17 protein-coding genes are annotated in these 21,211 nt (G+C 62.2%); 12 read left to right on the plus strand and 5 right to left on the minus strand.

The window, feature by feature from the left end; all coding sequences use genetic code 11:
• The first annotated feature begins 79 nt into the window (after positions 1-79).
• The 10 genes from urtB to ureC all read left to right on the plus strand — a co-directional run bounded on the left by urtB (position 80) and on the right by ureC (position 8,718).
• On the plus strand, positions 80-1,582 hold the full coding sequence (urtB, locus tag CAF79_RS26295) for an urea ABC transporter permease subunit UrtB (RefSeq protein ID WP_085701009.1): 1,503 nt from the start codon (positions 80-82) through the stop codon (positions 1,580-1,582).
• Positions 1,582-2,661 (plus strand): urea ABC transporter permease subunit UrtC, encoded by a 1,080-nt coding sequence (gene urtC, locus CAF79_RS26300; RefSeq protein WP_085701010.1) that lies wholly within the window; start codon positions 1,582-1,584, stop codon positions 2,659-2,661. Before urtB ends, urtC begins: the two co-directional genes overlap by 1 nt.
• Complete coding sequence (urtD, locus tag CAF79_RS26305; RefSeq protein WP_085685022.1) at positions 2,658-3,527, plus strand: urea ABC transporter ATP-binding protein UrtD; 870 nt, start codon at positions 2,658-2,660, stop codon at positions 3,525-3,527. Before urtC ends, urtD begins: the two co-directional genes overlap by 4 nt.
• A 44-nt stretch (positions 3,528-3,571) precedes the next feature.
• The gene (gene urtE, locus CAF79_RS26310; RefSeq protein WP_085685026.1) at positions 3,572-4,270 is read left to right on the plus strand and encodes an urea ABC transporter ATP-binding subunit UrtE; all 699 of its coding nucleotides are present in this window, start codon (positions 3,572-3,574) and stop codon (positions 4,268-4,270) included.
• A 43-nt stretch (positions 4,271-4,313) separates the two neighbouring features.
• Positions 4,314-5,153 carry an urease accessory protein UreD gene (locus CAF79_RS26315; RefSeq protein ID WP_085701011.1) on the plus strand — a complete coding sequence of 280 codons (840 nt, stop codon included), beginning with the start codon at positions 4,314-4,316 and terminating at the stop codon, positions 5,151-5,153.
• Positions 5,154-5,186: 33 nt separating this feature from the next.
• Positions 5,187-5,489 (plus strand): urease subunit gamma, encoded by a 303-nt coding sequence (gene ureA, locus CAF79_RS26320; RefSeq protein WP_039766748.1) that lies wholly within the window; start codon positions 5,187-5,189, stop codon positions 5,487-5,489.
• A 9-nt stretch (positions 5,490-5,498) separates the two neighbouring features.
• Positions 5,499-6,032: a GNAT family N-acetyltransferase gene (locus CAF79_RS26325; protein ID WP_085701012.1), complete on the plus strand. Its 534-nt coding sequence runs from the start codon at positions 5,499-5,501 to the stop codon at positions 6,030-6,032.
• A gap of 5 nt (positions 6,033-6,037) precedes the next feature.
• Complete coding sequence (locus CAF79_RS26330; protein ID WP_085685035.1) at positions 6,038-6,571, plus strand: GNAT family N-acetyltransferase; 534 nt, start codon at positions 6,038-6,040, stop codon at positions 6,569-6,571.
• Entirely contained in the window at positions 6,571-6,876 is a 306-nt protein-coding gene (locus CAF79_RS26335; protein WP_085701013.1) for an urease subunit beta, read from the plus strand. The genes CAF79_RS26330 and CAF79_RS26335 overlap by 1 nt, the downstream gene beginning before the upstream one ends.
• Before the next feature lie 141 nt (positions 6,877-7,017).
• A complete protein-coding gene (gene ureC, locus CAF79_RS26340) occupies positions 7,018-8,718 on the plus strand; it encodes an urease subunit alpha (RefSeq protein ID WP_085701023.1) in 1,701 nt (566 codons plus the stop codon).
• A gap of 47 nt (positions 8,719-8,765) precedes the next feature.
• Here the strand turns inward: ureC and CAF79_RS26345 are convergent, their stop codons facing one another.
• Positions 8,766-15,791, minus strand: a complete 7,026-nt coding sequence (locus CAF79_RS26345; RefSeq protein WP_085701014.1) for an NEL-type E3 ubiquitin ligase domain-containing protein — start codon at positions 15,789-15,791, stop codon at positions 8,766-8,768.
• Positions 15,792-15,969: 178 nt separating this feature from the next.
• Here CAF79_RS26345 and CAF79_RS26350 point away from each other — a divergent pair, with 178 nt between their 5' ends.
• Positions 15,970-17,097, plus strand: a complete 1,128-nt coding sequence (locus tag CAF79_RS26350; RefSeq protein WP_085701015.1) for a sensor histidine kinase KdpD — start codon at positions 15,970-15,972, stop codon at positions 17,095-17,097.
• Positions 17,098-17,100: 3 nt separating this feature from the next.
• Here the strand turns inward: CAF79_RS26350 and CAF79_RS26355 are convergent, their stop codons facing one another.
• A complete protein-coding gene (locus CAF79_RS26355; protein ID WP_085701016.1) occupies positions 17,101-17,406 on the minus strand; it encodes a chaperone modulator CbpM in 306 nt (101 codons plus the stop codon).
• Between the two features lie 23 nt (positions 17,407-17,429).
• Positions 17,430-18,377 carry a DnaJ C-terminal domain-containing protein gene (locus tag CAF79_RS26360; RefSeq protein ID WP_085685048.1) on the minus strand — a complete coding sequence of 316 codons (948 nt, stop codon included), beginning with the start codon at positions 18,375-18,377 and terminating at the stop codon, positions 17,430-17,432.
• Positions 18,378-18,670: 293 nt separating this feature from the next.
• On the opposite strand from CAF79_RS26360, the gene CAF79_RS26365 reads away from it, so the two are divergent.
• A complete protein-coding gene (locus CAF79_RS26365) occupies positions 18,671-19,945 on the plus strand; it encodes an Hsp70 family protein (RefSeq protein ID WP_085701017.1) in 1,275 nt (424 codons plus the stop codon).
• 46 nt (positions 19,946-19,991) lie between these two features.
• Here the strand turns inward: CAF79_RS26365 and CAF79_RS26370 are convergent, their stop codons facing one another.
• Both CAF79_RS26370 and CAF79_RS29360 read right to left on the minus strand, forming a co-directional pair.
• On the minus strand, positions 19,992-21,005 hold the full coding sequence (locus tag CAF79_RS26370) for an AI-2E family transporter (RefSeq protein WP_085701018.1): 1,014 nt from the start codon (positions 21,003-21,005) through the stop codon (positions 19,992-19,994).
• On the minus strand, positions 20,989-21,211 hold a 223-nt coding region (locus CAF79_RS29360), incomplete at its 5' end, for a hypothetical protein (protein ID WP_218191887.1). The genes CAF79_RS29360 and CAF79_RS26370, both read right to left, overlap by 17 nt.

Consider the following 21,211-nt stretch of genomic DNA (forward strand, 5'->3'; position numbering starts at 1 on the left):
CCGCTTTTGGGACGCGGAGCGTCCCGGGCTGCATTCCCACGCGGAGCGTGGGAACGATCACTACGCAAGGCCATTTCATATGCCCACTGCCCTTTACCGCTTGATCCTGGCCCTGGCACTTTTGCTGCCGATGGCCGCCCATGCCGGGGACGCCGAAGACTTCGTCGCCGCCAACCCGATGCAACAGGCCAAACTGCTGGAAGCCTGGGCCGCGCAGCCCGATCCGGCCCGTGTCGAACTGATCAACGCCCTGCAACAAGGCGAGCTGACCGTCGACGGCCAACCCAAGACAGTGCGCCTGAACAACCGCCTGCGGGGTCTGATCGATACCGCACTGGCCAGCCACCAATTGCTCGCCGCCGACGCCAAAATCCGTCTGAGCGCCGCGCAGCAATTGCAGAAAAGCGCCAAACCGGCGCAGCTGAAATTCCTCGACCGGCAACTGGCTGGCGAACAAGACGAAAGCGTCCACGCCGCCCTGAGCCTGGCGCTGGCCAACCTGCAACTGGTCGACACCGACCCGGCGGTGCGCCTCGCGGCCGTGCGCCTGCTCGGTGAAACCGGCGACCCGCTGGCCCGCACCCGCCTCGAAGGCTTGCTCGAACCCGGGGTCGAAACCGATGCCAATGTGCGCACCGCCGCCGAAACCAGCCTCGCCCAGGTCAAACGCAAACTGCTGATCGGCGAACTGCTCGGCCAAGCCTTCAGCGGCATGTCCCTCGGTTCGATTCTGCTGCTCGCGGCACTCGGTCTGGCGATTACCTTCGGCCTCCTCGGCGTGATCAACATGGCCCACGGCGAGATGCTGATGCTCGGCGCCTACTCGACCTACGTCGTGCAGTTGATGTTCCAGCGCTACGCCCCGCAGGCCATCGAGTTCTATCCGCTGATCGCGCTGCCGGTGGCGTTCTTCGTCACCGCCGCCATCGGCATGGCACTGGAGCGCACGGTGATCCGTCACCTCTACGGTCGCCCGCTGGAAACCCTGCTCGCGACCTGGGGCATCAGCCTGATGCTGATCCAGCTTGTCCGGTTGCTGTTCGGTGCGCAAAACGTTGAAGTGGCTAACCCGGCATGGCTGTCCGGCGGGATTCAGGTGCTGCCGAATCTGGTGCTGCCGTACAACCGCATCGTGATCATCGCCTTCGCATTGTTCGTCGTGGTGCTGACCTGGCTGCTGCTGAACAAGACCCGCCTCGGTCTGAACGTGCGCGCCGTCACCCAGAATCGCAACATGGCCGCCTGCTGCGGTGTGCCCACCGGGCGTGTCGACATGCTCGCCTTCGGCCTCGGCTCGGGCATTGCAGGACTCGGTGGCGTGGCCCTGAGCCAGATCGGCAACGTCGGCCCGGATCTGGGCCAGAGCTACATCATCGACTCGTTCCTGGTGGTGGTGCTCGGCGGCGTCGGCCAACTGGCCGGCAGCGTGTTCGCCGCGTTCGGCCTGGGCATCGCCAACAAGATTCTCGAACCGCAGATCGGTGCGGTGCTCGGCAAGATCCTGATCCTCGCGCTGATCATTCTGTTCATCCAGAAACGTCCGCAAGGCCTCTTCGCACTGAAAGGACGGGTGATCGACTGATGAACCAGCCTCTACTAGTCACGGCCACACAAAAGGCCGGCCCGAAAGTCACGCTCGCCATCGGCGCGGTCGTTCTCGCATTGCTGATCGCCCTGCCGCTGCTGTCGCTGCTGCCGACGGACAGTGCGCTGCATGTCTCGGCTTACACCCTGACACTGGTCGGCAAGATTCTCTGCTACGCCATCGTCGCCCTGGCACTGGATCTGGTCTGGGGTTACGCAGGTCTGCTGTCGCTGGGCCACGGTCTGTTCTTCGCCCTTGGCGGTTATGCGATGGGCATGTACCTGATGCGTCAGGCTGCCGGTGATGGCCTGCCGGCGTTCATGACCTTTCTGTCGTGGACCGAATTGCCGTGGTACTGGAGCGGCACCGGCAACTTCCTCTGGGCAATGTGCCTGGTGGTGTTGGCACCGGGACTGCTGGCGCTGGTGTTCGGGTTTTTCGCCTTCCGCTCGCGGATCAAGGGCGTGTATTTCTCGATCATGACCCAGGCCCTGACCTTCGCCGGGATGCTGCTGTTTTTCCGCAACGAGACCGGCTTCGGCGGCAACAACGGCTTCACCAATTTCCGCACGATCCTCGGTTTCGGCATCACCGAACCCGGCACTCGCGCGGTGCTGTTTCTGGCAACGGTGTTGCTGCTGGTGGCGAGTCTGTTCATCGGCTGGCGCCTGGCCCGCAGCAAGTTCGGCCGGGTACTGACGGCGCTGCGCGATGCGGAAAACCGCCTGATGTTCTGTGGCTACGATCCGCGCGGCTTCAAGCTGTTCGTCTGGGTCTTGAGCGCGGTGTTGTGTGGTCTGGCCGGTGCGTTGTACGTGCCGCAGGTGGGGATCATCAACCCGAGCGAAATGTCGCCGACCAACTCGATCGAAGCCGCCGTGTGGGTAGCCTTGGGCGGACGCGGCACCCTGATCGGCCCGCTGCTCGGCGCCGGCGTGGTCAACGGCATGAAGAGCTGGTTCACCGTGGCCTTCCCCGAATACTGGCTGTTCTTCCTCGGCGCGCTGTTCATCGTCGTGACGTTGTACCTGCCCAAAGGCGTGATCGGTCTGCTGAAGAAACGAGGTGAATCATGAGAGTCACGGCGAGCGCTGAATTCATGCTGGAACCGGCCTTTTTCCCGGTGGAGCCCAACAAGGACGAAGGCACCAGCCGCGACTCGATCGGCCTCGGGCAACGCGTCGGTCCGGGCCTCGACACCCGTCACGGCACGATCCTGACCCTGGAAGACATCAGCGTCAGCTTCGATGGCTTTCGGGCGTTGAACAATCTGAACCTGTACATCGGCGTCGGCGAATTGCGCTGCATCATCGGCCCCAACGGCGCGGGCAAGACCACGCTGATGGACGTGATCACCGGCAAGACCCGCCCGAGCCACGGCAAGGCCTGGTTCGGCGAAACCCTCGACCTGACGCAGATGAGCGAAGTGCAGATCGCCCAGGCCGGCATCGGTCGCAAGTTCCAGAAACCGACGGTGTTCGAAGCCTTGAGCGTGTTCGAGAACCTGGAGCTGGCGCAGAAGACCGACAAGTCGGTGTGGGCCAGCCTGCGGGCGAAGTTGAGCGGCGAGCAGAAAGACCGGATCAGCGAAGTGCTCGACACCATTCGCCTGACCTCCTCGGTCAATCGTCCGGCGGGGCTGCTGTCCCACGGGCAGAAACAGTTTCTGGAGATCGGCATGCTGCTGATGCAGGACCCGCAATTGCTGCTGCTCGACGAACCGGTGGCCGGCATGACCGATGCCGAAACCGAGTTCACCGCCGAACTGTTCAAGTCGCTCGCGGGCAAGCATTCGCTGATGGTGGTGGAACACGACATGGGCTTCGTCGGCTCGATTGCCGACCACGTCACGGTGTTGCATCAGGGTAGCGTGCTGGCCGAAGGATCACTGGAACAGGTGCAGGACAACGAGCGCGTGATCGAAGTCTATCTCGGCCGCTGAAGAGGAATCAGAGCGTGGGAACGATCACCGGGGAGAATTTGAACATGCTGCAAGTCGACAAGCTGCACCAGTACTACGGCGGTAGCCACATCCTGCGCGGCCTGAGCTTTGACGTGAAGGTCGGCGAAGTGACCTGCCTGCTCGGGCGCAACGGCGTGGGCAAGACCACGTTGCTCAAATGCCTGATGGGCCTGCTGCCGGCCAAGGAAGGCGCGGTGAACTGGGAAGGCCAACCGATCACCACGTACAAGCCGCATCAACGGGTGCACGCCGGTATCGCCTACGTGCCCCAGGGCCGGGAAATCTTCGGCCGGCTGACCGTGGAAGAGAACCTGCTGATGGGCCTGTCGCGCTTTCCCGGCAGCGAAGCCAAAGAGGTTCCGGCGTTCATCTACGAGCTGTTCCCGGTGCTGCTGCAAATGAAACAGCGGCGCGGTGGCGACCTGTCCGGCGGTCAGCAACAGCAGCTCGCGATCGGCCGCGCGCTGGCCAGCCGTCCACGGTTGCTGATCCTCGACGAGCCAACCGAGGGCATTCAGCCGTCGGTGATCAAGGAAATCGGCGCGGTGATCAAGAAGCTCGCGGCCCGTGGCGACATGGCGATTCTGCTGGTGGAGCAGTTCTACGATTTCGCCGCCGAACTGGCCGATCAGTACCTGGTGATGTCCCGGGGCGAGATCGTGCAGCAGGGCCGGGGCGAGAATATGGAAGCCGAAGGTGTACGCGGGCTGGTGACTATTTGAGGTTACGGTCTAATCTGTAGCGTCCTAACGATAATCAGAAAACATGAACTTACCTGTTGCGACTGCCCTGTTTACCCCGAGCTGGCACGCCGAGCTGGAGCTGGCCTATGCCCGCTTCGGCGATTGCACGCGGCCGACCCGACGCCGGCACTTAGGCCCGTTGCGGGTGCAAAAGCATCTGTACGCCGAAGGGCCCGAGGTCTGCCAGCACATCGTCGTCCACCCGCCGGGCGGGATTGCCGGCGGTGACCGGCTCGACATCAGCGCCCGCGTCGAACAAGGCGCCTGGGCGCAGATCACCAGCCCCGGTGCGGCCAAGTGGTATCGCGCGGCAGGCCCCGCCTATCAGTCGCTGAAGCTGCATATTGCTGATGGCGCGACACTGGAATGGCTGCCCCAGGAAACCATCGTCTACAGCGCCGCCCAGGCGGAACTTGCGACCTCGATCGATCTTGAAGGCGATGCGCGCCTGTTCTACTGGGACGTGATAGCGCTGGGTCGTCCGGCCAGTGGCGAGCGTTTCGATCTTGGGCATTTTCAGGCGCATCTGGATATTCGCCGCGATGGCCGACTGCTTTGGCACGAACGCCAGCGCATCGTCGGCGCCGACGGTTTGCTTGATTCGCCGATCGGGCTGGATGGCAATCCGGTGTTCGCGACGTTGCTGGTGACCGGCGAGATCGATGCCGAACTGCTGGAGCGCTGCCGCTCGCTGGGCCACGACGTGCGCGGGGATCTGACGCAGTTGCCCGGTCTTTTGGTCGCCCGTTGCCTGGCCAGCGAAGCGTTGCTGGCGCGGGCGTGGCTGATCGATCTGTGGCGATTGCTCAGGCCTGCGTTGCTTGGCCGCGAAGCCTTGCCTCCCCGAATCTGGAATACCTGATTTTCTTCAACTGCCGACAATGGATTTCAAACGATGGACCTGACCCCACGCGAAAAAGACAAGCTGCTGATCTTCACCGCCGGCCTCGTTGCCGAGCGGCGACTGGCCCGTGGCGTGAAGCTCAACTACCCGGAAGCCATGGCCTATATCTCGGCGGCGCTGCTTGAAGGCGCCCGTGACGGCCAGACCGTGGCCGAACTGATGCATTACGGCACGACCCTGCTGACCCGCGATCAAGTGATGGAAGGCATCCCGGAAATGATCCCGGAGATTCAGGTCGAAGCGACGTTTCCCGACGGCACCAAACTGGTCACTGTCCACCAACCGATCGTCTGAGGCCGCGCCATGACTTACACCATCCGCGATGCACTGCACGCCGACCTGCCGGCGATCCGCGACATCTACAACGACGCCGTGCTCAACACCACGGCGATCTGGAATGAATCCCCGGTCGATCTCGGCAACCGTCAAGCGTGGTTCAGCGCGCGTCAGGCTCAGGGATATCCGATCCTGGTGATCGTCGACGCCGACAACGCCACCCTCGGCTACGCTTCCTTCGGTGACTGGCGGCCATTCGACGGTTTCCGCCACACGGTCGAGCACTCGGTCTACGTGCGCAGCGACCAGCGTGGCAACGGCCTCGGCCCGCAACTGATGACCGCGCTGATCGCACGCGCGAAAACCTGCAGCAAACACATCATGGTCGCCGCCATCGAGAGCGGCAACGCCGCGTCGATCCGCCTGCACGAACGCGCCGGTTTCATTACCACCGGGCAGATGCCGCAAGTCGGCACCAAGTTCGGCCGTTGGCTCGACCTGACCTTCATGCAACTGACCCTCAATCCTGGCGCGGAGCCACCGCCCGCCAACAAGGAGTGATAACGATGAACCCCGCCCAACTGCGACGCGTCAATGCGGAAAGTTTTGCGCACTATCGTCAGGGCCTGATCGACCTGCTGCTCGACGCCGTTGGTTATGGCGCCAGCGTCGGCTTCATGGCCGACCTCGATGCCGCTCAGGCCCGCGCCTATTTCGACGACGTGCAGGACAACCTGAACAAAGGCAACGTCTTGCTGTGGGTGGTGGTCAAGGATGAACAAGTGCAGGCCAGCGTCCAGTTGAGCCTGTGCCAGAAGGCCAACGGCCTGAACCGTGCCGAGGTGCAGAAGCTGTTGGTGCGCGAACACGCCCGGCGGCGCGGCCTCGGCCAGCAGTTGATGCAAGCGCTGGAACTGACGGCCCGCCAGTACAAGCGCGGCATGCTTTACCTCGACACCGAGGCCGGCTCCCCCGCCGAAGATTTCTACAAGGCCCTGGGTTACACCCGCGCCGGGGAAATCCCCGATTACGCCTGCGACCCGAACGGCACCTATCGCCCGACGGCCCTCTATTACAAAGTCCTGCAAGGAGCGAACTGATGATTCCCGGCGAATACCGGATCCAGCCCGGCGACATCGAACTCAACGTCGGTCGTCGCACGGTCAGCCTGAAAGTGGCGAACAGCGGCGACCGGCCGATCCAGGTCGGCTCGCACTACCATTTTTTCGAAACCAACGACGCCCTGACCTTCGACCGCGCCGCCAGCCGTGGCATGCGCCTGAACATCCCGGCGGGCACCGCCGTGCGCTTCGAGCCGGGACAAAGCCGCGAGGTGGAACTGGTGGAATACGCCGGGCATCGCCGAGTGTTCGGGTTTGCCGGGCGGGTCATGGGTGACCTCTGAATTTATACCGTTTGCGCAGGCCCCTTCGCGAGCAAGCTCGCTCCCACAGGTGATCGCATTCCCTCTGTGGGAGCGAGCTTGCTCGCGAATCTGTGAGCGAAGCGAACAGTCTCAAAAACAATTGAATCTCAAGGCATGCGCATGAAAATCTCGAGACAAGCCTACGCCGACATGTTCGGCCCCACCGTCGGCGACAAGGTGCGCCTGGCCGACACCGAGCTGTGGATCGAGGTCGAGCAGGACTTCACCACCTACGGCGAAGAAGTGAAATTCGGCGGCGGCAAAGTGATCCGCGATGGCCAGGGCCAGAGCCAGTTGCTGGCGGCAGAAGTGGTCGACACCGTCATCACCAACGCGTTGATCATCGACCACTGGGGCATCGTCAAGGCCGACGTCGGCCTCAAGGACGGGCGCATCGCCGCGATCGGCAAGGCCGGCAACCCGGACGTGCAGCCCGGCGTGACCATCGCCATCGGCGCCAGCAGCGAAGTGATCGCCGGCGAAGGCATGATCCTCACCGCCGGCGGCATCGACACCCACATCCACTTCATCTGCCCGCAGCAGATTGAAGAAGCGCTGATGAGCGGCGTCACCACCATGATCGGCGGCGGCACCGGCCCGGCCACCGGCACCAACGCCACCACCTGCACTTCCGGACCGTGGCACCTGGCGCGGATGCTCCAGGCAGCGGATGCGTTTCCGATGAACATCGGCCTCACCGGCAAGGGCAACGCCAGCCTGCCGGAGCCGTTGATCGAACAGGTCAAGGCCGGCGCCATCGGCCTCAAGCTCCACGAGGACTGGGGCACCACCCCGGCGAGCATCGACAACTGCCTGAGCGTCGCCGACCAGTACGACGTGCAGGTGGCGATCCACACCGACACCCTCAACGAATCCGGTTTCGTCGAAACCACCCTCGGCGCGTTCAAGGGTCGCACCATCCACACCTATCACACCGAAGGTGCCGGCGGCGGCCATGCGCCGGACATCATCAAGGCCTGCGGTTTCGCCAACGTGCTGCCGAGTTCGACCAACCCGACCCGGCCGTTCACCCGCAACACCATCGACGAACACCTCGACATGCTGATGGTCTGCCACCACCTCGACCCGAGCATTGCCGAAGACGTGGCGTTCGCCGAAAGCCGCATCCGCCGCGAAACGATTGCCGCCGAAGACATCCTCCACGACCTCGGCGCGTTCTCGATGATCAGCTCCGACAGCCAGGCCATGGGCCGCGTCGGCGAAGTCATCACGCGTACCTGGCAGACCGCCGACAAGATGAAAAAACAGCGCGGCCCGCTCGCGCAGGACGGCGAAGGCAACGACAACTTCCGCGCCAAGCGCTACATCGCCAAGTACACGATCAACCCGGCGATCACCCACGGCATCAGCCATGAAGTGGGTTCGGTGGAAGTCGGCAAATGGGCCGATCTGGTGCTCTGGCGCCCGGCGTTCTTCGGCGTGAAACCGACGCTGATCCTCAAGGGCGGTGCCATCGCCGCGAGCCTGATGGGCGACGCCAATGCCTCGATTCCAACCCCGCAACCGGTGCACTACCGCCCGATGTTCGCCAGCTACGGCGGCTCGCTGCACGCCACCAGCCTGACCTTCATCAGCCAGGCCGCGCAGGAGGCGGGACTGCCCGATGCATTGGGCCTGAAGAAGAAAATCGCCGTGGTCAAAGGTTGTCGCGACGTGCAGAAAACCGACCTGATCCACAACGATTACCTGCCCAACATCGACGTCGACCCACAGACCTATCAGGTCAAGGCCGACGGCGTATTGCTCTGGTGTGAACCGGCCGAAACCCTGCCGATGGCGCAGCGTTACTTCCTGTTCTGAGACAAAGCCCTGGGCGTCGAGACAGTCGACGCCCAGGGCTGTGGTGATCATCGAGCGGAAGCGTTCATCAGGTCTTGCGAAGTGCCCTCGGTGGCGGTGGGCATCGGTTCGCCGGTCTCAAGGTGCGACAACTCGATCAGTTTCGTATTGCGCTCAATGCTGCGCTCGACCTCAAGCATCTGCACCGCCTCCCGATAGGCCGTGCTGCTCACGTCTTCGTGTTCACCTTCCAGGCTTTCGAGTTGCTCATCGGCATGGCGGCCAAGCGCGGCGAACGTCTCCGGATATTTCTCGTTCAGGTATTGCACCCAGTATTCGCGGCTGATCAGGTCCTCATAGAACCGCACGCTTTTCTCGGCCTTCACCACCGCAGCACGCGCGGCTGCCAGCTCTTCGCCCCTGATCGGCCGGGCGAACCGCATCTGGCCGGGCTGACCCGGGAGCTGCAATCCATCCTCCCAGCCTGAGGTCAGGCCGATTCGATACTGCAGACGCACCTCCGCCGGATCGGCATGACGGTCCATGCTGCGGGCGGCGAGTTTTTCCACCTCGCCCAGACGGAACAGCTGCCGTGACAAGTCGAGCAAGGCGCGTCCCTTTTCCGCAAGGCCGGGCTGCAAATGGCGCAAGGCGTTGTACTCGAACACCTTGACCTCGATTTCACTGAACGCCAGGGTTCGCCCGTCGACACAGGTGGAGTGAGTGGTCGCCATGGAAAATACCGTATCGCGCAGCTCCTGGCTGCCATCGATCGTCTCGACGATTTTCCATACTCGCCGGGTCAGGTCGGCACGAAAAACCCGGAACTCTTCGGTATCCGGCATCCGCGACAACAGATGGAAGAACGCAGCGTTGTCGGGTTCGCCAGCCAATCGCTGCCACATCATCCGATATGACGCGACATCCTCCTGGGCAACGCTTTCCATCCACGGAGCGGCCTGTTGTTCGAGGATGCCTTGAGCAGGCGTCAAAAGATCTTCATCCGGCTCCGGCTCGCTCTCGAGCCCCGCACCCTCCCCGTCACTTTCAGTGGTGCTATCCATGTCATCGATCATCCGGTCGATGTCGGCATAGGTCATGCCGAGCACCTCATGGCGTCCCTGGGTATCAGCGTACGCTCGCAACCGGACAAGGCTTTGCTGCGATATTTCGTAATTCTCCGACAGGTTGCTGCTCGCGATCAGCGCGGTATGAGTGCCGTCATACAGTTCGGAAGGAATCGACGCGATTTCGTTGCTGCTCAGATCGACCGCTTGCAGATTCGGCAACTGCAATACACCGTCAGGCCAGGCAGCCAGCAGATTGTCACGCAGGTCCAGCCGTTCCAGCCGCCCGAGGCCAGTGACATCGAACGTGTACAGGCTGTTATGGCTCAGATCCAGCCAGCGCAATTGCTCCAGCCCCTCAAGGATCGGATACATGGGTGTGGATTGCGCCAGGCCCGTGGACGACAGCTCAAGCCGTTCCAGCAGGCGCATCTGCGCAACAGGTTCAGGAATTGCCAACAGATGGTTGCCGCTGAGACTGAGCCGACGCAGCTGCGTAAATGCCCCGAGAAAACCGTTCGAACCACTTGTGGTGAGCTTGACCCCGGACAGATTCAGATTGCTCACCGCAGGCATTGACTCGACCAGCTCAGGCAGATTACCCACCTGTAGACCGTCGAGGCTCAATTCGTGATCTGCCACGCCGTTCCAGTCAATCGAACCTTCGCGCCAGCACCTGATGATGCGCTGCGCGGCGAGCTGGCGGCTGCGCGACGATACGACCCAGTGCGTGCCCCGGGTTTCATGGGTGAACAGCCAGTCGTTCAGGCGCCGGGTGAGCGACTCGAATGACTGCTCCCATTGCGCGATCCGGGCACTGATCTGTGTATCGACCAGGCCGGCGTCCCGCATCTGTTCAATGGACGTCTGCGCACGGGCGGCGTCGTAATCCGGGCGCAGCCGCCGCAAACGTGCTTCCCACGTTACCGGACCTTCGCCCGTCGGCAACGGTGGCAGCGGCAACAGGCGTCGAGCAACCACCGAGCCGCTTTCCATGGGCGGTGTCTGGTGACGCGGCTCTTCCAGTGCAAAGCGTTGCAGCGAGCCGGCGACCAGGCCATGGCTGTCCTCGATCCGCGACCGGGCAGCAGCGAGATCGGCACGCGCCTGCGGACTCAGCGGAGTGTCGGTCAGGCTGGTGTCGAGCAACAGCTGATCACGAGACAGCAACGCCTGCGGTAACGACGTCAGGCGGCTGTCACTGAGATCCAGCCAGGTCAGCTCGGGCAGCGTCTCGGCACCGGTCGGCCATTGATCAATGGCAGTCTTGCTCAGGTCGAGCGCCCTCAGTCGGTTCATGCCGCGCACATCAATATTGCTCAATGGATTGTCATGCAGGTTCAGGGTTTCCAGCGTCGGCAGATCACCTGGCTCCAGCGGCAACGCAGACAGATTGCAATCGCTCAGATCCAGCGTATCGAGGTGCTGGAAAGTACGGAGAAAACCGCGCATTTGCTCCAGCGGGGCCTTTAACCCTGCCAGATACAGGTTGCGGACATGGTTGAAACCTTCAGGAGACAGGGTTGGCAGACTCTCCATCGGCGAACCGGCGATATCCAGCACCGAGGCGTCGTTGGGAAAACTGACATACAGGTTGTAAAACACGCTTTCAGTGCGTGTGCCATAGCGCTGAAGCAACCCGCTGCGCCAACTGCTCATCAGCGCTTCAGCCACTTCCGAGCGTGCTGTTCCGCCGTTGAACACGGTCGGCTCGGACCCCACCCACTCCTGCAACCGATTGAGTTCGTTGAACTGCTCGCTCAGGGTTTCGATGGCCGCAAACCGGCTCATCGCATCGGTAAATTGCGCTTTGAAGCCATTGTTCAAGACATCGAGCAGGCCGGACTCCATGCGGACGAAACGCTTGAGTTCGCCGCGACAGTAATCGGCAACCATTTCGTCCAGATCGAGCAGATGCCGGGGTTGGCTGCGGACAAACTCGTAGATCGGCTTGAACACTCGTCGCGTGAACCTCGACCAGTCCAGAGACAGACCGGACAACAGGCGCTGGTGCCCTTCATAGATGTCCACCGGCAGGCTGTTGATGGCGGTCGAGCGCAGGTTCAAGCGCTCGAGCCGGGGCAGGTCCAGCACACCGCGCGGCCATTGGTCCATTTGCAGGGCGTTGACTTCGAGCCTGCGCAACTGCCGCATGCCGCTGACATCAAGGGTCGTCGGTACGACTGGATTCATCCCGCCACCGGTACAGTGCAGCTCAAACTCTTCAAGCCGGCTCAACTCTCGAAGCCGCGTCGCCACAGTCGCAGTCAACGGCGTCGAAAGTTTCAGGCGGGTCATGTGCCGCAGCGACTTCAGCGTCGCAAGCGTCTTCTCGAACTCCGCCGTACTCGTGGTCAGTGTGAGCCTCTCGACATTGGGAAACACGGCGAGCGTTTCGGCGACCGCCGGCGCGCGCAGGGTCAGTTCGCGGACGTGGGCGAAATCTGCCGCCAGTGGCGGCAATGGCGCATCACTGATGAGGGTGAGGCGCGCCGCTTCAGGATCGTGTCCCGCCAACGGTGCATTGCGCCAGCCATCCTTGATGCTTTGCGCCGTGTGCATGATTGCGTCGCGGGACTCTCGCTGGCGCAGGTCCGGTGACATCGACCATTGATCAAGTGTCGTTTCAAGCTGTCGCCATTCGCTCATGCGATTGTTGAGCAGATGGAAGATCTGTTGATCGGTCTTGCCCAGGCGCCATTGTTCGAGAATGAAACCTCGGGCCTGTGCGTCACTCAGTCCGGGATAGAGTGCCTGGACGTGGCTGGTCAACACCGGATCCAGCCCGGCGCTCTCACCACTGGCCGGATACCCCAGCCGCCCGGAAGCCATGCGACGAGGTGGCCTGAACCAACGGGCGGCGGGTCGAAACACCTGCGCGCACGCCGTGCGATGAGTGCGTGCGTAATCAATGATCGCGCGTTGCAGTTCCCTGCTTTGCCCCACCTGTGGCAATCCGATCGAGCGCCGAGCCTCATCGGGCAGCGCATGCATCAGCGAGGCGTAAAAGTTGTCCCCTCTGGCGGGCATACTGTTGAGTGTTTCAGCACGATCGTCAAAGGCCTGCCAGGCCGTACCGTTCCTGACCACGAATTTGTGATGCGGCGCGACCTCGCTGCCAATGGCATCGATCAGCGGTCCGCCGACACCACCTGCGCGTAGTTCCAGACGTACATCGCCAGGCCAGCCAGGTAGTCTGCTCAATGCATGCAGCGCCAGTCGGGCGCTATCGTTCGACGCCATGGTTTCGCCGTGCAGCCCGGCCATGGCCCGGGTCAGGCGCCCTTCACCGGCATACTCGCGACCGAGCTCCTGCAAATGCAGGGGAACGCGTGGTGAACTGTCCAGCCGCGCGAGTTCGTCGGCATTCGCCTGATGCAACACAGTCTGCGCGGCCCGCTCTGTCAGGCCTGGCTGGCTTCGCTGCAATTTCGCGATCCGTGGCGCAACAGGATCGACGGGCCGTAAAAGGCTCTCGAGCAGCGCCGGTTTGCGAGCGTCGGCAAAATCGCCGATCTGCCGGGCCAGTTCCAGCGGCCTCACGGCGGCGACCCGTGCAGGCTCATCACCGAGTAATCCAACCACTTCGGCCTCATCCAGTGAGGCCAGAATCCGCGCCGGCAACCCACCGCTCAGCACCTCGGCCCGGCTGATCCGGATGGGCGCCCTGCCACCGCGCCGTGTCCCGTAACGCAGCGCACTACCCGACAAATCAGGAGACTCGTAGACCTGCAACTGCCGCCCCCACGGCCAGCGTGGCATCTCGGGCAGCAAGGGCAAAACCTGCAGGTATCGCTCGTCGATGGGTTGCGTACCGGCCACCTGTTCGACGATCAGTCCGGCATCCCGTTCGGCGCGGAAAAGTCTCATGGCGTCCGCCAGCTCCGGGGGAGGCAAGGCGTTGTCCAGGTGCATTTTGCGCAGGGCTTCATCGCTGACACCGGCCACGTCGCCAAGGATCAGCAACTGTTCGTCGGCGAAGGCGTCAGTACTGTGGCCGATCCGCCTGAGCAGTTTCAGTCGATCCCAGCGCTGCGGGCGCTCAAGCGTGTGTCGCCAGGCGCCGGCGCCGTTGTGCGCCAACGGCGGATGATAGGCCTGCGGATCACTTGGATGGCTGATACGCCACGCTTTGAGCGACTCGTCATAAGTCTGCCGATACGTCTTGCCGTCAAGCTGAATGTATTTGTCCTGCCCGACTTCGTATTGCCCCAGCGCATTGGGCGCTGCGCGCGAGTCCAGTTTCACCGGACTCTCGTAAGCGCTCAGGTCAGGCTTCCACAAGCGGGTGGTGCCATCGGGCATCTGCACCTGATGCAGGTTCTCGATAGCCGGCACCGGCCTGGCAGTCGTCAGCCTGGCGAACGCTTTACCGCCACCTGACATCAGAGCGATCAATGCCAGGTTCTGCGCGACATCGATCAGATGCGCCTTCGCGGCCTTGCGATCGCCCTCACTCCATTCGATGGCACCTTCAAAGGTTTCGTCGAGCAGTTGCCCGGCCATCACCCCCATCATCAATTCCCCCAGCACCGGCACGAACATCGAAACACCGGTCAGCACCAGCATTCCGAGATTGAGCAACCCGGCGAGTTTTTCCGAGCGCACCCTGGCATCGACATCCGCGGTGGGTACGGCGTGGCTACGGGCATCGGCGATCAGTCGATCGCGATGCTGATCGAACAGGTATTCCCACAGGTCGACATTGTCCGCCCAGATCCCGTGGCCCTTGCGCGACAAGTCCACGGGATTCAGATACGGATCAGGATTCGGGACCTGCTCGACGGCAGGCGCAGGCGGCAACTCGCGGATGCCGACAAACGTCCCGCTGATCGGGTTGATGGCCTTGAAAGCCTCATTAAGCAGTGGAGCGTAGGGCGTCAATCTTTGTAAGGCCGTTCGGCCTGGCTTGTCATCGGTGAACTGACTGAAATAGTAAGACCGGTCGGCATAGGCCACGAACTGACTGAAGAACCGCTGATACGCATTCGGGTCCGCCGGATGAGCCTGCGTGGCATCGCGCGCAGTGAAGCGCTGCTTGAACATCGCTTCGATTTCCTGGCCCTTGTAACGTTTGAGCGGGTGATAAGGATCGCCCGGGATATACAGGATCGAGTCGTCGCTGTAGCGGTACTTCTCGCAGATCGCGAACAACACGCAGCCGGTCATGCGCCGCCCCATCAGGCCCAGATCGCAGAACCAGATCTGCCGCTTGCCCTGGCGCGGCGCAAGCTCGCCATTGAGGATCGAGCGAATCGAGGCGTAGTCTTCGCGCCCGATATCGCCCGTGAGCAGCGCCACTTCGGCCGCTGCCCGCAAAGCAGTCTTGTGGGCGTCGATGAACTTGTCGCGCAGCACATTCCTGGCCACCGCATCCTTGGGGTACAGAAACGTCTTGAGGTAATCCTGATACTTCGCTCCGATGTCCAGCGAACGGCACAGTCCGGTGAACTGCTCGACTGTCAAACGGGTGGTTAACGGTTCCAGGGTGCCCGGTTTCGAGGTTTCAATGCGAAATCCCGAAGTTCGATGAAAGGCCCCGCCCTTACATTCGCGGGCTTCGAAATTGTGCAGCGCTGCTTGCAGCAAAGGCAGTTTCAGGACCTGGAAAGAATCGATTTCGATGGCGAAAATCCCCACCTCCACCGGTTTGTTCAGCACCAGCCAGGTCTTGTTGACGTCGAGGGTCACGTTGAACCGGTCCTTCAGGGCCTGGGTCAGCAAGGGCGCTGCGAAGCGATCGATGTCCTGAAAATCCGACATGGCATTGTCCAGCCGTGCCTGAGCGGCGAGGCTGGCGGTCAAGGCATCGCCCACGGCTTTGCGTTGATCGCGGGATGCGTGCCTGTACCAGTCCGGTGTGGCGACATCGGTATGCTTCAACGCCTCACGCTGGCGCTGCGAAGCATCGATCAGCCATCCGGGACTGGACCGCTGCAGCAGGTCGGCGTGCAGACTTTGCGTTACAAAGGCGCTCGGCGCTGCAACGGGGTCCGGGGAAGATGAAGCGGCAGGGATTTCGGACATGGTTTCACTCCTTCAAATGGAGCAAAAGCAGACCATGACCGACCTCCGTGGCTGCGGTACATAAATATCGCAACGGGGCAGCTTGTCAGCGGAAGTTTCAGGCTGGAGCGGCGCTTTCATTCCCGCGCAAAGGGTCTAATATTCGAACGCCCCGCCTTGAATTTCCAGGAACCCGGTCATGCGTTTATCCGAATTCATCAGGCAACACGCGGATCACATCGTCGAGGAGTGGGAACAGTTCGCCAGGACCATCAGCCCGGCGGCCGACACCATGGATCAGGCGGCACTGCGCGACCATGCCAAGGCCATCCTGCTGGCCGCCGCGCGGGACATGGACACCACACAAACCGCCCGCGAACAAATCGCCAAGGCCAAGGGCGAAGGCCCGGAGAAAACCCCGAGCCTGGATGAGGCCGGTGCCAGCCACGGTGAGTTGCGCCATGCCGTGGGCTTCGACCTGGTGCAGATGACATCGGAATTCCGCCATCTGCGCGCCTGCGTGATCCGCCTCTGGGCCAACAGTCTGGAAACCCCGGACATGGCGTACTTCCAGGACATGATCCGTTTCAACGAAGCCATCGATGAAGCCCTCGCCGAGTCGACCGCCGCCTACGCCGAGCAGGTCAACCGCTCGCGCGACATTTTCCTCGCGATCCTCGGTCACGACCTGCGCGCACCGCTGCAAGCGGTCAGCATGTCTACTGAGTTGCTGATGCGCAAAACAGCTCTGGAGGGCGATGCGCTGAGCTGTGCGTTGAGCATCAAGCAAGGTGCGCGGCACATGGCGGCGATGGTCAGCGATCTGCTGGAACTGGTGCGCAGTCGCCTGGGCAAGAGCCTGCCGATAGAGCCCGCGCCGATGGACTTGGCCGATGCGGCGCGGGCAGCGATTGCCGAAGCCTGTGCCGGCAACCCGCAAAGCGATCCGACGCTGATCATCGAAGGCGATACGCGGGGTGTCTGGGATTCCGCTCGACTGGCACAACTGCTGCAAAACCTGATCGGCAACGCCTTGCAGTACGGGACTCACCCGCGGGATCTGATCGTGACGCTGAAAGGTGAAGGCGATGTCGTGAGCCTGACGGTGCACAACCATGGCGAGCCGATTTCCGAAGAAGCCATCGGCACGATTTTCGACCCCTTGGTGCGTAGCTCCAATGAAGAGCTCGGTCAGGCCTCGACCAGCCTCGGGCTGGGCCTGTTTATCGTCAAGGAAGTGGTGACCGCCCACGGCGGAACCATCGAAGTCAGCTCAAGCGAAGCCGAAGGAACACTGTTCAGCGTGATGCTGCCCAGACAGGCCTGAGCGCTACTCGACCACCAGCCGCCCCAGCCGCTGACGGAGCATGCGGTTCTCGGCCCGCAGCTCCTTGACCTCTTCCAGCAGGTCCAGCGCCAGGGCGACGCCTTCCCATTCCAGGTCAAGGTCGCGCCGCAGTTTGGCGGCGCGTTTGGCCAGGGCCAGTTCGTAGTCGGTGAAGCGCCATTCCCTGGGCTGCGCGCCCTGAGGTTCGAGGATGCCGTGTTCGACGATTTCGATCACGTAGACGTCCGACAACTCGGCCGCCTCACAGAATTCTGCCATGTCCAGTTGAACGATCAGGGGGCTGCTCATGATGGGCTACTCCGTCGTCAGTATCAGAAGTTCTCGCGCGGATTGAAGGCGGCTTTCTTCGCCAGTTCCTGCCACAGCGCCTTGACGTCATCGCCGTTGGCTTTGGGCATCACGGCCTTGAGCTGGACGAACAGATAACCGCGTTCGCCGGCCTTGTTCTGCAGACCGTGGCCCTTGGCGCGCATGCGCTGGCCGTTCTGGCTGCCGGCCGGGACCTTGAGGTTGATCTTGCCGGTCAGGGTCGGCACGGCCACTTCGGCGCCCAGCGCCAGTTCCCACGGTGCCAGCGGCAAGGTGATGATCAGGTTTTCGCCTTCGACATCGAATTTCGGGTGTGGCGCGAAACGGATGGTCAGGTACAGATCGCCATTGGCGCCGCCACCGATGCCCGGTGCGCCCTGGCCCTTGAGGCGGATGCGCTCGCCGTCGGTCACGCCCGCCGGAATTTTCACGTTCAGGCTCTTGCTGGTGTTGCTGACGTGCTGGCCCGAGCCGTTGTATTGCGGCACCTGGAAGCTGATCTTTTTCGATTCGTTCGAAAGCGTCTCTTCCAGAAAGATCGGCAGTTCCAGTTCCACGTCTTGCCCTCGCCGTCCGGCGCTGCGGGATTGCCGGCCAGCGCCGCCACCGAAACCGGGGCCGCGATTGCCGAAGATCGAACTGAAGAAGTCCGAGAAGTCGCCGGTGTCGCCACCGCCGCCGAAACCGCCACGGCTCTGCCAGCCCGGCGGGCCCTGGAACGGCTGCCCGTGCTGGCCGTAGCGCCGCAGGTCGTCGTATTCGGCGCGCTTGTCGGCGCTTTTCAGCGCTTCATAGGCTTCCGAGGCATCCTTGAACTTGGCCTCGGCGTCCTTTTCCTTGCTGACATCGGGGTGGTATTTGCGCGCCAGCTTGCGATAGGCAGCCTTGATTGCCTTGTCGTCCGCCGTCGGCTCCACGCCGAGTATCTTGTAATAGTCTTTGAAGTCCATCGAAGGAATCACCATCCGTTAACGATTTCGCGCCGTTGCCAGCATGCGCCGATTTGCGCGTGCCGGGTTGACCGATCTCAAGTTTGTGACCGGGTGGCGCAGCAGAAGTTTATCGGCAGTGGACAGCGGTTCTTGCGACCGCCGGTGTGTCTGCCGGCCCATGCCAGCAAGTTTGGGGCAAAGCGCCGACTTTCAAGCAAGCTTAGTCGCTAAATAGCAGATGACCGGCCTTCGAATCTGTCGCGCACTGACATACACTGCGCGGCCGTTTTTTTGACCGGAACCGAAAGACCATGAAAGACGCCTCTCCAGCCCGTGCCTGCGGCATCGACTTCGGCACGTCCAACTCCACCGTCGGCTGGCTGCGCCCCGGCGTGGAAACGATGATCGCGCTGGAAGACGCCAAGATCACCCTGCCGTCGGTGGTCTTCTTCAACATCGAAGAACGTCGCCCGGTTTACGGCCGTCTGGCGCTGCACGAATACCTGGAAGGCTACGAAGGCCGGCTGATGCGCTCGCTCAAGAGCCTGCTCGGTTCCAAGCTGATCAAGCACGACACCAGCGTCCTCGGCACGGCGATGCCGTTCAAGGACTTGCTCGGGCTGTTCATCGGCCAGCTCAAGAGCCGCGCCGAAACTGCCGCCGGTCGTGAGTTCGAGCAGGTTGTTCTGGGCCGCCCGGTGTTCTTCGTCGACGACGATCCGCTGGCCGACCAGGAAGCCGAAGACACCCTGGTGGAAGTGGCGCGCAAGCTCGGTTTCAAGGACGTTTCCTTCCAGTACGAGCCGATTGCCGCCGCGTTCGACTATGAGTCGACCATCGAAAAGGAAGAGCTGGTACTGATCGTCGACATCGGCGGTGGTACTTCGGACTTCTCGCTGGTGCGCCTGTCGCCCGAGCGTCGCGGTGTGGATAACCGTCACGACGACATCCTCGCCACCGGCGGCGTGCACATCGGCGGAACCGACTTCGACAAGCAACTGAGTCTGCAAGGCCTGATGCCGCTGTTCGGCTATGGCAGCCGCATGAAAAGCGGAGCGTTCATGCCGACCAGTCATCACATGAACCTGGCGACCTGGCACACCATCAACTCGGTGTACTCACAGAAATCGACCCTGGCCCTGGGCAGCATGCGCTACGACATCGAAGACACCGGCGGCATCGACCGTCTGTTCAAGCTGATCGAACAGCGCGCCGGGCACTGGCTGGCGATGGAAGTGGAAGAAACCAAGATCCAGCTGACCCACAACGACAGCCGCCATGTGGCGCTGGATCGCATCGAGCCGGGCCTGAGCGTTGAATTGACCCGGGCACTGTTCGAGTCGGCCATCGAATCGCAGCTCGAACGCGTGCGCGGCAGCGTCACCCAGTTGCTGGCAGACGCCAACGTGGCGGTCGGTCAGGTCGATACGGTGTTCTTCACCGGCGGTTCCAGCGGTATTCCGGCGCTGCGCAATAGCGTCTCGGCAATGCTGCCGAACGCGCGGCATGTCGAAGGGAATATCTTTGGCAGCATTGGTAGCGGCCTGGCGATTGAAGCCATGAAGCGTTATGGCTCGATGAACTGACACTGCACTGATGATCGTTCCCGCGCTGCGTGGGAACGATCGCCTACTAAACCATCCCGCCCAGCTTCAGCTCACTCTTCAGATACGCGTAATAGATCGGCCCCGCCACCACTCCCGGCAGGCCGAATGCGGCCTCGAACACCAGCATCGCCAGCAGCAACTCCCAGGACTTGGCACTGATCTGCCCGCCGACGATGCGCGCGTTGAGAAAGTATTCCAGCTTGTGGATAAAGATCAGGTAGCCCAGCGCCGCAATCGCCACCCAGATCGATAGCGACAGGCCGACAATGGTGATCAGCGTGTTCGACATCAGGTTGCCGATCACCGGCAGCAGACCCAGCAGGAACGTCAGCACGATCAGGGTCTTGGTCAGCGGCAGCTTGATCCCGAACAGCGGCAGGATCACCGCCAGGAAGATCCCGGTGAAGAAAGTGTTGAGCAGGGAAATCTTGATCTGTGCGAACACGATGTTGCGAAACGCCTGAACCAGCAGGTGCAGACGGTCGAACAGTGCGGCCGCCAGCGGTTTGCGCTTGGTGACGTCCGGTACGCGCTGCAAGGCGATGATCGCGCCGAGCACCATGCCGATCAGCAGCGTCACGAACATGTGCGCCGCGTCCTTGCCCACCAGTTGCAGTTCGGACAAATGCTTGCTCGCCCACTCACCGATGGCCACCCGGAACTCGGCAGCGCTGGCCGGCAGATAGGCATCGATGAACGGCGGCAACTGCCCGCGCGCACGGTCAACCACACCCATGAATTTGTCGAGAGAAGCGCCAGGGTTTTCCGCTTCATGCAGCAGGAAACTGATGGCGCCGGCAAAGATCAGCGTCAGCACACTCACCACCAGCGTGCCCAGCAGCGCCACCGCCAGCCAGCGCGCACGCCGGCCTTCGATCAGCCGTTGCAGTTGCGGGGTGAGCATGTTGACCAGCTCGTACACCAGCAATCCTGCCAACAGACTGGGCAACAATCGCAACGGCAACACCAGCAACAGGCCGCCGAAAATGATGATGCAACTGACCCAGAACACTACATGACGCTCAGAAAACGTTGGCATACAGCCTCAAAACGAACGGCGTAAAAGGATTGGCAGTCTGCCAGCGATCCGAGGCGAGCACTAGGGATATGCAGGGTTTGAGATTGCCGCTGCCCCGAGCAGCCTCTTCGCGAGCAAGCTCGCTTGTATGCTGGTACTTGAAGGGAGGAGGAGGGACAAGGCTCGATTCTGACTGTTGGCGCAGTACAGATCCGTGGGAGATTTCG

Source organism: Pseudomonas sp. B26(2017), assembly GCF_002113045.1.
Classification (GTDB): Bacteria; Pseudomonadota; Gammaproteobacteria; order Pseudomonadales; family Pseudomonadaceae; genus Aquipseudomonas.